13 protein-coding genes and 1 tRNA gene are annotated in these 12545 nt (G+C 70.9%); 4 read left to right on the top strand and 10 right to left on the bottom strand.

The annotated features are described in order from the left end of the window. Positions 1-182: 182 nt before the first annotated feature. Both EDC64_RS00215 and EDC64_RS00210 read left to right on the top strand, forming a co-directional pair. Positions 183-884 carry a RibD family protein gene (locus EDC64_RS00215; protein ID WP_245504468.1) on the top strand — a complete coding sequence of 234 codons (702 nt, stop codon included), beginning with the start codon at positions 183-185 and terminating at the stop codon, positions 882-884. Then, positions 844-1395 (top strand): cytochrome b, encoded by a 552-nt coding sequence (locus tag EDC64_RS00210; protein ID WP_132028310.1) that lies wholly within the window; start codon positions 844-846, stop codon positions 1393-1395. The genes EDC64_RS00215 and EDC64_RS00210 overlap by 41 nt, the downstream gene beginning before the upstream one ends. Here the strand turns inward: EDC64_RS00210 and EDC64_RS00205 are convergent. Genes EDC64_RS00205 through EDC64_RS00190 form a run of 4 tightly spaced genes read right to left on the bottom strand, consistent with a single transcriptional unit; the run spans position 1382 to position 4736 of the window. Next, positions 1382-2233: an SAM-dependent methyltransferase gene (locus tag EDC64_RS00205; protein WP_132028307.1), complete on the bottom strand. Its 852-nt coding sequence runs from the start codon at positions 2231-2233 to the stop codon at positions 1382-1384. The genes EDC64_RS00210 and EDC64_RS00205 overlap by 14 nt on opposite strands. Further along, complete coding sequence (locus EDC64_RS00200) at positions 2230-3294, bottom strand: glycosyltransferase family 4 protein (protein ID WP_132028304.1); 1065 nt, start codon at positions 3292-3294, stop codon at positions 2230-2232. Before EDC64_RS00200 ends, EDC64_RS00205 begins: the two co-directional genes overlap by 4 nt. Next, positions 3294-3689, bottom strand: coding sequence for a 6-pyruvoyl trahydropterin synthase family protein (locus EDC64_RS00195; RefSeq protein ID WP_132028301.1), 396 nt, complete (start codon positions 3687-3689; stop codon positions 3294-3296). Before EDC64_RS00195 ends, EDC64_RS00200 begins: the two co-directional genes overlap by 1 nt. Positions 3690-3713: 24 nt before the next feature. Continuing rightward, positions 3714-4736 (bottom strand): zinc-dependent alcohol dehydrogenase, encoded by a 1023-nt coding sequence (locus tag EDC64_RS00190; RefSeq protein ID WP_245504467.1) that lies wholly within the window; start codon positions 4734-4736, stop codon positions 3714-3716. A gap of 77 nt (positions 4737-4813) precedes the next feature. On the opposite strand from EDC64_RS00190, the gene mdoH reads away from it, so the two are divergent. After that, positions 4814-6607, top strand: coding sequence for a glucans biosynthesis glucosyltransferase MdoH (mdoH, locus tag EDC64_RS00185; RefSeq protein WP_132028295.1), 1794 nt, complete (start codon positions 4814-4816; stop codon positions 6605-6607). A gap of 111 nt (positions 6608-6718) precedes the next feature. On the opposite strand, the gene EDC64_RS00180 is transcribed toward mdoH, so the two are convergent. Further along, positions 6719-8212, bottom strand: a complete 1494-nt coding sequence (locus EDC64_RS00180; RefSeq protein WP_132028292.1) for a CoA-acylating methylmalonate-semialdehyde dehydrogenase — start codon at positions 8210-8212, stop codon at positions 6719-6721. Positions 8213-8377: 165 nt separating this feature from the next. On the opposite strand from EDC64_RS00180, the gene EDC64_RS00175 reads away from it, so the two are divergent. Continuing rightward, a complete protein-coding gene (locus EDC64_RS00175) occupies positions 8378-9307 on the top strand; it encodes a LysR family transcriptional regulator (RefSeq protein WP_132028289.1) in 930 nt (309 codons plus the stop codon). On the opposite strand, the gene EDC64_RS00170 is transcribed toward EDC64_RS00175, so the two are convergent. The 5 genes from EDC64_RS00170 to EDC64_RS00150 form a co-directional block, all read right to left on the bottom strand. Then, a complete protein-coding gene (locus EDC64_RS00170; protein WP_132028286.1) occupies positions 9284-9814 on the bottom strand; it encodes a lasso peptide biosynthesis B2 protein in 531 nt (176 codons plus the stop codon). The two genes, EDC64_RS00175 and EDC64_RS00170, sit on opposite strands and share 24 nt — an antisense overlap. A 127-nt stretch (positions 9815-9941) precedes the next feature. Then, positions 9942-10016: transfer RNA gene (locus EDC64_RS00165), tRNA-Thr, on the bottom strand. A 153-nt stretch (positions 10017-10169) separates the two neighbouring features. Beyond that, entirely contained in the window at positions 10170-10871 is a 702-nt protein-coding gene (locus EDC64_RS00160) for a tetratricopeptide repeat protein (RefSeq protein WP_132028283.1), read from the bottom strand. A 154-nt stretch (positions 10872-11025) separates the two neighbouring features. Then, positions 11026-11625, bottom strand: a complete 600-nt coding sequence (locus tag EDC64_RS00155; protein ID WP_132028280.1) for a TadE/TadG family type IV pilus assembly protein — start codon at positions 11623-11625, stop codon at positions 11026-11028. 1 nt (position 11626) lies between these two features. Beyond that, entirely contained in the window at positions 11627-12541 is a 915-nt protein-coding gene (locus EDC64_RS00150; protein ID WP_132028277.1) for a type II secretion system F family protein, read from the bottom strand. Positions 12542-12545 lie beyond the last annotated feature (4 nt).

The raw sequence follows: 12545 nt of genomic DNA, 5'->3' as shown, positions 1-12545 counted from the left end.
CGCATGTTCAAGCCCCCGCTCCGCGGCTTGTGACATGCCATTTTGGTTTTGTGCCCCCACACTGTGACTTAACAATTGACCCCAGCGTCGCGTTCCCGGCAGGCGGAAACGGAGCACCGGCGGCAAAGGCTACGTCCATGATAGAGTATGACCCATTTCAGGCGGCGGTGGCAGGCGGGAGCTTGGCAGATCGCTCGCTCGTGATCGGTCAGCTCGGCCAATCGCTCGACGGCCGTGTCGCGACGGTATCGGGCGAGTCGAAATATATCAGTGGTACTTACGCATTGGACCATCTGCATCGCCTCCGGGCGGCTGCGGATGCGGTGCTGGTGGGAATCGGCACGGTGCAGGCGGACGATCCGCTGCTCAATGTCCGGCGCGTGCCGGGCCGCAGTCCGGCTCGGGTGGTGATCGATCCGGCCGGGCGCCTGGACAATGGGGCGCTTTGCCTGCGGGACGACGGCGCCCGGCGCATCGTGGTGCGGCGACCCGGGGTGGGCCGGGAGCTTCCCGAGGGCGTGGAGATCGTCACCGTCGCCCCCGATCCCGGCGGCAGGCTGGCGCCGTCCGGCATCCTCTCGACCTTGCGCGAGGCGGGACTCGCGGCGATCCTGGTGGAAGGCGGGCCGGGCACCCTCGCGGGGTTTCTGGATGCCGGCGCCATCGATCGGCTGCACATCCTGGTCTCTCCGGTCATTCTCGGTTCCGGCCGCACCGGTCTTGATCTGCGGCCGATCGCCCGACTCGACGCGGCGTTGCGGCCGGCGAGCCGGGTCACCGTTTTTCCTGATGGCGATGTCCTGTTCGAATGCGATATGCGCCGGGCGGCAGGGGGGGTGGAGCATGGACAACGGCACGATCACGCCATATGCGCGGCCGGCTAGGTGGATCCATTGGATCAACGCGGCACTGGTCCTTCTGGTGATCCCGTTCGGTTTTGTCATGGTCCGCCTGCCGGCCGGAGCGGCGCAGAACCAGGTGTTCGACCTGCATCGCTCGATCGGTTTCGCGATTCTGTGCCTTGCCGTGGTCCGGGTGGCGGTACGCATCGCCTACGGCGCGCCGCCGCCCGCGCCCGGCTTGCCACACTGGCAGCGCGTCGCGTCGCAGGCGACCCACCATTTGCTCTATGTCCTGATTTTCCTCATGCCGCTGCTCGGCTGGGGAGCGTCCTCCGCCTTCGGCGCGCAAGTCAGCGTGTTCGGGCTGTTCACTTTGCCGGATCTGGTCCCGAAGGACGAAGCGCTCTCCCGCTTTTTCGGGGGCGCCCACGTCTATCTCGGCTTCTTCATGACGGCTTTGGTCGCGCTGCACATCGGCGCCGCGCTGATGCACGGCATCGTCCGGCGCGATGGCGTCCTCTCGCGGATGCTCCCGGGCCTCAGCCGGACCTGACCCGTTCCGGCCAAGCGAGAAGGTCGGTATGTCCGATCTCGCACTGCGCCGATGCGCGGGCCGTGGCCCAGGCCGAGGCTCGTGCGGCGGAGATGTGGCCGGTTTCCGACGCGGCTGCGGCTGTCCCGTCCGCAAGGGCCGCGATCAGCTTCCGACTTTCGGCACCGAGCCGCCAGGGCGTGTCGGCCAGCGCCGTCGCATATCCCTTTGCTCGGAACGCCGTTTCCAGGGCTGCCGAGGCGGCGTTGCCCAGCGCCGCGCCGAATCCCTTGTCGCGAACCTGGTGCGACCGGAAGGCCGCCGTGATCGACGGGTCGTCGGGATGCGGCGGGAGCCAGGCGTCGCGGCCGTTGCAGGTCAGCACGGTGTGGAACACCGCTTCCATTTCCGCCACCGCCTCGGCCAGCCGACCGACGAAGCCGGCCGAGGCGAGGTCGAAGAAGGCCGAGGCGGTGACGAGATGGGGACGGGGACGAGTGATTTCGTCAAGCGAGCCAGACAGATCTGCCGCCACGAAGCGCACGGTCAGATGCCGGTCCCCGCTCCGCAGGGCGAGGCCATCGTCCTCATCCCGGCTTTCGTCCGCCCAATCCCTCAGGCCGGCACGGGCGGCGGCGAGAAGAGCGGGATCATAGTCGAGGAGGGTCCAGTCTTGGCGCGGCCCGAGATCGGCCGACCCGGCCCGCAGGTTGGCGCCGGTCCCGGCACCGAGATCGACGACCCGCAGCACATCCACCGGGCCGACACGCGCAAGCGCGGCGCGGGCGAGGGCAGGATCGCGGGCCCGCGCGTCGGCAGGTTCGCGCAAAGCCAGCCAGTCCGCAGAGAAACCACTCATTGCGTTTCCTTTCTCGCCTGTGCGACGCGTCGCAGCACGGCGGCGATCCGGGCGGCGGTGTCGTCCCAGCCGGGCAGGCGTCGGCCGGCGGCGAAGGCCGCGTCGGCGAGGACCCGGCGTTCCCTCGGTGCCGAAAGCAGGCGCCGGAGTGCCGCGGCCAAAGCTGAGGGATCGCCCGGGGCGACCTTCAGGCCGGCGCCGTCCGGCACCGTTTCGCAGGCCGCACCGCCGGTGGTGCAGACCAGCGGCAGACCGTGCCGCAGCGCTTCGGCGAGGACCATGCCATAGCCTTCATAGAGCGAGGGATGAACGAAGAGGTCGCTGTCCCGATAGGCCGCGGCGAGCCTTTCGCGGTCGACCGCGCCGGAAAGGACGATCCGGTCGCCGAGGCCGGCCACTGCGATCGCCTGCCTCAAGGCGGCGCTCGCCGCGGGGTCGAGATCGAGGCTGCCGATCAAAGTCAGGGACCATGGCAGATCCTTCAGCCCCGCCAATGCGGCGACCAGAACGTCGTAACCCTTTCTGGGAATGACGGAACCGACGCAGAGCAGGCGCGGCGGCGCGCCGTCCGCGGGGGCGCGGTCGACGCGATCGGTGCCGGGTTCGGCGACGACGAGACGGTCGGCGGGGACGGCGAAGTCGGCTTCCAGGGTCCGGCGGGTGGCGGGGCTGGTGGTGATGACGGCCCGGGCCAGAGCGAGGGCGGCCGTTTCGCTGGCCAGCAAGCGGCGGCTTTGGCCGGGGTCCAGGCCCTCTTCCAGGGCGAGGGGATGGTGCACCAAGGCGACCAGGCGATCGGCGAATTGGGCGAGCCCGTCGGCCGGAAGGGCGCCGAGCGCGAGCCCGTCGACGAGGAGCAAGGCTTTGGAATCGCTGGATTTCAGGCGATCGAGGGCGGCCGCGACGTCGGTCGGGGCAGGGTGGGGGAACGCGCCGTCGAGCGACAAAGGCGCGGCCTCGACGCCATGGGCCGGCAGCCGGGCGAGGACCTCGCGATCATAGGCATAGCCGCCCGTCGGGGTCGACAGGCGGCCGGGAAAGACGAGCAATGCCAGGCACATCACGCGATGTCGGCCTCATACCAGGCGCGCGCGACATGGGATTCCTGCAGCGTCACCCGCAGCCGGCTGGGCGCCGGGTCGCCGAGGGTGCCGGCGCGCACGGCGTCCGCCATATGGTCGAAAATGTGCTTGCAGACCACTTCGGTGGTCGTGTTCCGGCCGGTAAATTCAGGCAGAACATCGAGATTACGGTACGATAAAGGGGCGAGTATCGCCTTCAAAGCGTCGTGTGCACGCCCGATGTCGACGACCACGCCGTCCGCCGTCAATTCGGCGCTGAAGAAGGCGACGTCGACCACGAAGGTCGCGCCGTGGAGCGCCTGCGCCGGACCGAACGCGGCGCCGGTGAAGCTGTGGGCGATCATGATGTGATCGCGCACTTCGACTGCGAACATGGGGATCCTCCCGGCTGCCTGGGGTCAGGCAGGATAGCGCACGACGGTGGCGACATCCGCGCTGCCGCCATCCAGAATACGGTCGATCGCCTCCGGCAGATCGGCGAAGGCGACGTCGCCGGTGATCACCGCGTCGAGCCGGGGGTCGGACAGAAGCTCGATCGCCTTGGCGAGGCGGCGCCGGTGGCTCCAGCGCGGGCGGCGCGCGGGCGCGACCGATCCGACCTGGGAGGAGACGAGGCGCAGCCGCCGGCAATGGAACGGCCCGCCGAGGCCGATCGTGACCGCCTCGTCGCCGTACCAGCTCACTTCGACGAGGCAGGCTTCGGTGCCGCAGCTTTCGATCGCCGCCTGCAGACCGTCCGAGGTGGCGCTGGCGTGGAACACCACATCGGCATCCGCGAGGCCGGCGACCTCGGACGCATAGCGGGCGCCGAAGCCCTCGACCAAAGCTTGGCGGGTGGGATTGGGATCCACCGCCGTCACCTCGGCGCCGGGCAGCCGCGCCGCAAGATAGGTGATGAGCAGGCCGACGAGTCCGGCGCCGACGACGATGATGCGGTCGCCCGCGCCGGCGCCGGAATCCCACAGCGCATTGAGCGCGGTCTCCATATTGGCGGCCAAAGTCGCGCGCCGCGCCGGCACCCCGTCCGGCAGGAGAATGGCGTCGGCGGCGGCGATCACGAACCGGTCCTGGTGGGGGTGCAGAACGAACACGTCGCGGCCGACGAGATCCGCCGCGCCGACTTCCACGCGCCCGACGCTGCAATAGCCGTATTTCACCGGGAACGGAAAATCGCCGACCTGCATCGGCGAGCGCATGCTGTCGCGGTGCGCCGGATCGGTCAGGCCGGCGAACACCAGCCGCTCGGTGCCGCGGCTGATCCCGCTATAGGCGGCCCGCACGCAAATCTCGCCCGGCTTCGGCGCCGGCAGGTCCTCCGCCGCGATCCGGGCGGTGCGCGGCCCCACATACCAGAGGGCGCGGGCGCGGCCGTCTTGGGGGGAAACGTCAGCGTGGCGTTTTGCCACAGCGTTCATGTTCATCAGTCCCGACCTCGTGATTCCGGCGTTCCAGTGCAGATGACTAACGTCCTCGCCGCGCGGTCCGCGCCGGAGTTTTCATGACCCTTCGCATCGATCCCGTCGCCCTCGCCCCCGACGAACCGAGAGACCCGTTCACCGTCCCCGGACCGCTGCGCTGGCGGCGCCGTCTGGTTCTGGGGCTGGTGCTCGCCACCGTCGCGTCCGTCGCCCTCTGCGCCGGGCTGATCGCGGCGGCCGGGGGCTGGACGCTGCCCGGTATCCTCCTCATGCTTTGCGTCGTTGCGGTAACGCCCTGGAACGCGATTGGGTTCTGGAATGCCGCAATCGGTCTCGCGCTGCTGCACCTGTTCCCCCGCGCGCTGCAGCGCGCCGTCCCCGTGCTCGCCGCGCCGGAGACCGACGGTCCGATTCTGCTGCGCACCGCTATTCTTATGACGCTCCGCAACGAAGATCCCGCGCGGGCTTTGTCACGTCTTCGTGCGGTCAAGGCGGCGCTCGACGCGACGCCGGCAGCGGACCGCTTCGATTATTTCGTTCTCAGCGACACGTCGTGCCCCGACGTCGCGGCGCAGGAGGAGGCGGCCATCGCCCGCTGGCAGGCGCAGGACGGCGCGCGGCGGATCCATTATCGCCGCCGCGCCGACAATATCGGCTTCAAGGCCGGCAATGTGCGCGATTTCTGCAAGCGCTGGGGCGCCGGCTACGATGTCATGCTGCCGCTCGACGCCGACAGCCTGATGGGGCCGGCGATGATCCTGCGCATGGTGCGCATCCTTCAGAACGCGCCGCAGATCGGCATCCTCCAGTCCCTGGTCGTCGGCCTGCCGAGTGCGAGCGCCTTCGCCCGGATCTTCCAGTTCGGCATGCGCGCCGGCATGCGCTGCTACACCGTCGGCGCGACCTGGTGGGCGGGGGATTGCGGGCCGTTCTGGGGGCACAATGCGCTGATCCGCATCGCGCCCTTCGCCGCCCATTGCGACCTGCCGGTGCTGCCCGGACGGCCGCCTCTGGGCGGCCCGATCCTCTCGCACGATCAGGTCGAGGCGGTGCTGATGCGCCGCGCCGGCTACGAGGTGTGGGCGCTGCCCGTCGAGGGGGAGAGCTTCGAGGAGAACCCGCCGACCCTGCCGGACTTCCTCGCCCGCGATGCCCGATGGTGCCTCGGAAATCTGCAATATCTGAAACTGATCGGTCGCCCCGGTCTGCATCCGATGGGGCGGTTCCAGCTCGCCTGGGCGGTCCTGATGTTCGCGACCGTGCCCGGCGTGCCCCTGGCGCTGCTGCTTCTGCCGTTCGCCGCGCCCGCGATGCCCGCGGCCGCCGCGCTACCGGCGGCCGCGCTCTATCTCGCCATCCTGCTGCTCGGCCTCTTCCCCAAGATCGCCGGCTATCTCGACGTCGCCCTCACGCCCGGCCTGATGCGGCGCTATGGCGGTGGGACGCGCTTCGCGGCCTCCGCGGCGATCGAGATCGGGTTTTCCTTCCTGCTCGGGGCGATCAGCGCGCTCGCCACCTGCGGCGTGCTGCTGCGGCTCTTGACTGGACGGGCGCGCGGCTCCTGGGGCGGCCAGGCGCGCGATGCCCATCGCGTGTCCTGGCGCGCGGCGGCGCGCGGCCTCGCGCCGACCATGGCCTATGGCTGCGCCGTCGCCGGGCTTCTGCTCGCCTTCGCGCCGGGGCTCCTGATCTGGGTGGCGCCGCTCCTGGCCGGCTGCTGGCTGGCCATTCCCTTCGCGGTGCTCACGGCGGATCCGCGGCTCGGCGCCGTCATGGCGCGGCGCCGCCTGTGCGCGACGCCCGAGGAAGGCGATCCGCCGGCCATTCTCGCGGCGCTGTCCGGCCCGGTCGATCCGGTCCGATACGCCGCCTGATCCCAAGCGGCGGGGTGCGGGGATGGGCGATCCGAGGCGGCCGAGATGCCCTGCCGTACGGGTGGTCGCGCCCGGGCCGGGGCCCGGGCGCGCGGATGTCGGAAGACGCGCTCAGCGCAGGACCGGCATCACGAATTCGGCGCCCGAGCGCACGCCCGAGGGCCAGCGCGCGGTCGTGGTCTTGACCCGGGTGTAGAAGCCGACGCCTTCCAGGCCGTAGACGTTGCGATCGCCGAAGATCGACCGCTTCCAGCCGCCGAACGAGTGATAGGCGATCGGAACCGGGATCGGCACATTGATGCCGACCATGCCCGCCACGACGCCGTAATCGAACGCCCGCGCGGTGCCGCCGTCATTGGTGAAGATGGCGGCGCCGTTGCCGTATTCGTGGGTGTTCACGAGGTTCAGCGCCTCGTCGAACGTGTCGGTGCGCACCACCGAGAGGACCGGGCCGAAAATCTCTTCCTTGTAGATCTTCATGTCCGGGGTGACGTTGTCGAACAGGCAGCCGCCGAGGAAATAGCCGTTCTCGTGGCCCTGCAGCTTGAGGCCGCGGCCGTCGACGACGAGGTCCGCGCCCTCGGCGAGGCCGGCTTCGACATAAGAGGTCACCTTGGCGAGATGCTCCTTGGTGACGAGCGGGCCCATCTCGCTGTCGGGATCGATGCCCGGACCGACTTTCAGCGCCTGGACGCGGGGCACCAGCTTCTCCATCAGCGCGTCGCCGACGCCGCCGACCGCGACCGCGACCGACACCGCCATGCAGCGCTCACCCGCCGAGCCGTAGCCGGCGCCCATCAAAGCGTCGACGGTCTTGTCGAGGTCGGCATCCGGCATCACGACGAGATGGTTCTTGGCGCCGCACAGCGCCTGGGCGCGCTTTCCGTGCGCGGTGGCGGTGCGGTAGACATATTCGCCGACCGCGGTGGAGCCGACGAAGCTCACCGCCGCGACGTCGGGATGGACGAGGAGGGCGTCCACCGCCTCCTTGTCGCCGTTCACGACATTGAACACGCCCGCCGGCAGGCCGGCCTCGGCGAGCAGCTCGGCGAGGCGCACGCCGCAGGATGGATCCTTCTCGGACGGCTTCAGCACGAAGGTGTTGCCGCAGGCGAGGGCGACCGGGAACATCCAGAGCGGCACCATGGCCGGGAAGTTGAACGGGGTGATGCCGGCGCACACCCCGACCGGGTGGCGCATCGAGAAGGTGTCGATGCCACGGCCGACCTGATCGGAATATTCGCCCTTCAGAAGGTGCGGGATGCCGCACGCGAATTCGACGACTTCGATGCCGCGCGCGAGTTCACCCTTGGCGTCCTCGAAGGTCTTGCCGTGCTCGCGGGTGATGATCGCCGCGAGTTCGTCGATGTGGCGTTCCAGCAGATCCTTGAAGCGGAACATCACGCGCGCGCGCGCGGGGGCCGGCATCGCGGCCCAGGCCGGGAAGGCGCGGGCGGCGGCGGCGACCGCGCTGTCGACCAAGGCGGTGTCGGCGAGCAGCAGCGTGCCGATCTGCTCGCCGGTCGCCGGATTGAAGGTGGCGGCGGTGCGCGCCGCGGGCGCGGCCGAAGCCGCGCCGCCGATGAAATGTCCGATGGTCCGCATGGCGTGTCTCCCCTGGGGCTCGGTCCGGCCGGTCGTTCGCGGGCGGACTCCGGCTGGAATGGCAAGTGCGATGGCAAGTTCGAATGGCAACACACCAAAGCTCTGGTACGCGCGCGGATCAACGCCTATGAAGCCGCATTCATTCCGCGGAAATAGGCTTCCCTTGTGAATTGGGACCATGCGCGCATCTTCCTCGCCGTCGCCCGCGCCGGCCAGATCCTGGCGGCAGCGCAGCGGCTCGGCCTCGACCACGCGACCGTGACGCGCCGGCTCACCGCGCTCGAGGCGGATTTCGCCGCCAAAGTGTTCGAGCGCCGGCCCACCGGCTGCACCCTGACGGCGGTAGGCGAGGCGCTGCTGCCGATCGCCGAGCGGGTGGAAAGCGAAATGCTGCGGGCGCAGGCGCTGCTCGGCGGGGCCGATCTGCGGCTCGAAGGCACGGTGCGGATCGGCGCGCCCGATGCCTTCGGCACCTATTTCCTCGCCCCGCGCCTCGGCCGGCTCGCCGAACGCCACCCCGATCTGCTGCTCCAGCTCGTGCCGCTGCCGCGCACCTTCTCGCTCTCGAAGCGCGAGGCGGATCTCGCGATCGTGCTGGAGCGCCCGCAGCACGGGCGCCTCGTCGGGCGCAAGCTGTCGGACTATTCGCTCAGCGTCTATGCCGCGCGGGCCTATCTCGCGCGCACCGGCCCGATCGCGGGTCGGGCGGATCTGAAGGACCGCACCCTCGTCACCTATGTCCAGGATCTCGCCTACAGTTCGGGGCTCGATTACATGGACGCGCTGGCCGAGGCGGCGGGCCGGCGGTTCGAATGCGCGAGCGCGGTCGGCCAGCTCGAGGCGGTGAAAGCGGGGGCGGGGATCGGCATCCTGCACGATTATGCCGCCGCGACCCATCCGGACCTGGTGCGCATCCTCCCCGACGTCCGGTTCCGGCGCACCTATTGGCTGGCGGTCCATGCCGACATGCGCGACCTGCGGCGCATCGCCGAGACCGACCGCTTTATCGCCGAGGAGGTCCGCGCCTGCCGCGCGCAGTTTCTGGTCGCCGACCCCGCGCCGGGTGCGCGCTCAGGGCGCGTCGCCCGCCGCTGAGGCGCGCGGGGGCGGGTGTGCCGCGTCGGGCGCCGGGGGCGGCCAGGGCGTGCGGCCGGTGAAGCAGCCGATCTCGGCGATGTGCGGCGCGACTGGATGGCCGGTGACCGCGACGCCGGCGGCGTCGACCCAGGCGTGCGCGTCGAGCGGCTTCGCATCGCCGCGGCCGGCGCCGAACCGCACCACGCTCGGAATGCCGCGCCGGCGCAGCATGGCATGGGCCGCCAGAGCCTGCTGGAGGCACACCGCCTTGAACGGGGCGTGCGCGGCGACCGACCGGACCGCCCAGCCGATCTCCTGCGCGGCCCGCTTATGGTCCGCGCGCACAAACGGGGCCGGCGCCGCGGCGGGGGGGACGAACGGGCCGAGCCAGCCGGCGATGATCCGGAACGGCAGCAGGCCGGTCGCGACGCGCGCCGCGGCGAGGCACGCCCCGGCCTCCAGCGCCATCATCTGGCGCCGCGGTCCGGCCCCGGCCAGGGTGCGCAGCTTGCGCGCGATCGCCATGTCGGTCCTCTCCCGTCCGCCGGCCGTGCGGCGCGGCGTCCGGCCGCGTGACGATACGGCGACAGCCGGGGCGCGTCGAGTGTCTGCCGCTGTGCCCTCGCCCCCCGCTGATCCTCGGAGCGGAAGCTGGTGCCGGGTGAGGGGATCGAACCCCCGACCTTCGGTTTACAAAACCGCTGCACTACCGCTGTGCTAACCCGGCGTCGGGCTGCGGCGGTGCGCCTGTGGGCGCGATCCGCCGGGTCCCGTCTCGGCTCTACCAAAGCGGGGCGCGGGCGGCAAGGCGGGCCGAGCGGGCGGGACGCCGCCGGGGCGGGTCCGGAGGGGATGGGAGACCGCGCGCGGGACGCCGGCGTCAGGAGCCGTGGCGGCGCAGATAGTCGATATTGGCGCGCGCCTGGTCGGGCGGCAGGTCCTGCAGGAAGAGGAGTTCGGCCTCGCGGTCCTTGCCGTCCATCGCGAGCAGGGTGGCGAGGCTCTGGCGCACCCGGGCGTCGGCATCGGGACGGGCGGCGGCCTCCCGCAGCGTCTTCAGCGCCGCCGCGCGGTCGCCGCTCATGGCATAGGACAGAGCGAGATTGGTCAGAACGCCGGGATTGCCGGGATTGAGGTTCAGCGCGCGCTGGTAGAAGGCCCGCGCGCTGCGGTGGTCGCCGAGATTGTCGGCGACGACGCCCTGCGCGGAGAGCACCGACCAGTCCGGATTGTCCGGCGTGTGGGCCTGGGCCAGCACGTCGCCGGCCTCCCGGTAGCGGCCGAGCGCGATCAGGCTCTTGCCGTAGGCGGCGCGCAGCGGCCGGTCGTCGGGATTGCGCAGCGTCGCGATCCGCAGGACGGCGGCGGCCTGTTCGCGCTGGCCCCGGTCGGCGAGGGATTTGCTGTAGGCGATGGTCTCGGCCGGGCTTCCGGTCTCGGCGGGGGAGAGGCCGGCCTCGGGCTGGCCGGCGCAGGCGGCGAGGACGAGGCCGAGCAGGCAGGCGAGCGCGATCCCGCGCCGTCCGGCGCCGCGGCCGGGGGCAGGTCCGTCGTCGAATGCCCGCTTGTCCTGGCCCGCCATGCCGTCTGTTTCGCAATCCCGGGGTGCCGTTGGCAAGCCCGCGCCCCATCCTCCGCGCCAAAGGGTTAATGGCGCGGACGGCGGATCATCCGGCCACTCTATTGTCGCGAACGATGACAGCGCGGTGTCGTGCGCCGCGCGCGCGACCCGGACCTCAGCCGTCCGCGCAGCTGCTGGCATAGTTCTGAACGGTGCCGGTTTCGGCCCAGTCCGGTTCGGAGGTCGGAGACGGGCAGGTCAGCCGCTCTTCCCGGTCGAACGTGACCATCCCGCTCTGGCCGGCGGGGCAGGCCTGGCTGACCGGGACCCAGCGCGTGCCGGAGGCCGTGCAGAAGGCCCGCTGCGTCGCGGAGACGGTCATGGTCGGCGGCTGCCCGGCCGCCGCGCGGAACACACCGAACGGGGTCTGGTAGGTCGCGGAAATCTGCACCGACGCCGCGGCCGTCCCGGTGCCGGTCACCAGGATTGTCGGGCTGTCGGCCGCACCGCCGCCGGTGCGCGCGAGCGCGGGGGCGAGGACCGCCTGCACATAGGCCGTGATCTGCGCCGCGTCGGCGCCGCGCACGACTTCCCGCACCGCGCCGTCGGCGGCGGTCTGCATCCGCTCGCGCAGGGCGGCCGCGCGGGTGAAATCCGCCGCGAGCCCCGCCACGATCAGGAGCGCGGGGACGGTGAGGCCGACCAGCACCGAGACGCCGCCGCGCTCGCAGGCCAAGGCGGCCGTCACCCCAGCGGCGATGCGGCGCGGCGCCATGCTATTTCCACTTCATATAGGTGATCAGCATCGGCATGACCGCCATGACGACGAGCGGCGCGAGGAAGAAGACGAAGACGGGAACGGGGAGCATGGACGTGACTTCCGCCGCCCGCTTCTCGGCCTGGTGCATGCGCAGCTCGCGGCTGTGCTTGGCGAGGACGCGGAACGCCTCGCCGAGCGAGGTGCCCTGTTCGTGGGTCTGGATCAGCGCGGCGCAGGTCGCCTTGATCTCGTCGATATTCGTGCGGGTGCTGAAATTCTCGTAGGCCTGCCGGCGGTCGAGCAATTGGAGTTCGGCCAAAGTGAGCGACAATTCGATCGCCAGTTCGCGGCAGCGCGGCGCGATGTCGTCGGCGACGCGCCGGAACGCCTGATCGGCCGAGCGCCCGGCCTCCACCTGGATCAGCATGAGATCGAGGGCCTCGGGCCAGGCCCGCTGGATCTCCTCCTGCCGCCGCGTGATGCGCCGCTTCAGCAGCCGGCCGGGCAGCCGCAGGCCGGCATAGACGGCGAGAAGCACGATCAGGCCCTTCCAGGAGGCATGGACGTTGGGGAGGTTCAGACCGAAGGTGCAAAATCCGGCGAGCCCGCCGAGCGCGGCGGGATAGAGGATGTAGGAGACGATATGAATCGCCTCGTCCGAGGCGCGGCGCAGCCCGGCCTGGGCGAGGTGCGCACGGACATTTTCCAGCCGCAGCCGCTTGCGCAGATCGAGCGTGTCGGCGAGCAGCCGCGCGCCGCGCTCGCGCAGCGACCGCGGCGGCACCGGCCGGTGCACGCCTTTTCCAGCGATCAGCGCGACGACCCGCCGCTCGCGATCCGAATCCGGCTCGAGGGCCGTGAAGGCCGCGATCACGGCCCCCGCCGCGGCGCAGGCGGCGAGCAGGCCGAACAAAAGCTGCGCGCTGTCCATGGCG

Source organism: Aquabacter spiritensis (genome assembly GCF_004346185.1).
Lineage (GTDB): Bacteria > Pseudomonadota > Alphaproteobacteria > Rhizobiales > Xanthobacteraceae > Aquabacter > Aquabacter spiritensis.
The sequence above is the reverse complement of the archived record's forward strand: the minus strand, read 5'-3'. Positions and strand labels throughout refer to the sequence as shown.

Excerpts from the sequence above, each read along its gene's own strand:
- EDC64_RS00210 (WP_132028310.1), top strand. The coding sequence starts at position 844 with ATGGACAACGGCACGATCACGCCATATGCGCGGCCGGCTAGGTGGATC.
- EDC64_RS00195 (WP_132028301.1), bottom strand. The coding sequence starts at position 3,689 with ATGTTCGCAGTCGAAGTGCGCGATCACATCATGATCGCCCACAGCTTC.
- EDC64_RS00170 (WP_132028286.1), bottom strand. The coding sequence starts at position 9,814 with ATGGCGATCGCGCGCAAGCTGCGCACCCTGGCCGGGGCCGGACCGCGG.
- EDC64_RS00150 (WP_132028277.1), bottom strand. The coding sequence starts at position 12,541 with ATGGACAGCGCGCAGCTTTTGTTCGGCCTGCTCGCCGCCTGCGCCGCG.
- EDC64_RS00160 (WP_132028283.1), bottom strand. The coding sequence starts at position 10,871 with ATGGCGGGCCAGGACAAGCGGGCATTCGACGACGGACCTGCCCCCGGC.
- EDC64_RS00190 (WP_245504467.1), bottom strand. The coding sequence starts at position 4,736 with ATGAACATGAACGCTGTGGCAAAACGCCACGCTGACGTTTCCCCCCAA.
- EDC64_RS00180 (WP_132028292.1), bottom strand. The coding sequence starts at position 8,212 with ATGCGGACCATCGGACATTTCATCGGCGGCGCGGCTTCGGCCGCGCCC.
- mdoH (WP_132028295.1), top strand. The coding sequence starts at position 4,814 with ATGACCCTTCGCATCGATCCCGTCGCCCTCGCCCCCGACGAACCGAGA.
- EDC64_RS00205 (WP_132028307.1), bottom strand. The coding sequence starts at position 2,233 with ATGAGTGGTTTCTCTGCGGACTGGCTGGCTTTGCGCGAACCTGCCGAC.
- EDC64_RS00200 (WP_132028304.1), bottom strand. The coding sequence starts at position 3,294 with ATGTGCCTGGCATTGCTCGTCTTTCCCGGCCGCCTGTCGACCCCGACG.
- EDC64_RS00155 (WP_132028280.1), bottom strand. The coding sequence starts at position 11,625 with ATGGCGCCGCGCCGCATCGCCGCTGGGGTGACGGCCGCCTTGGCCTGC.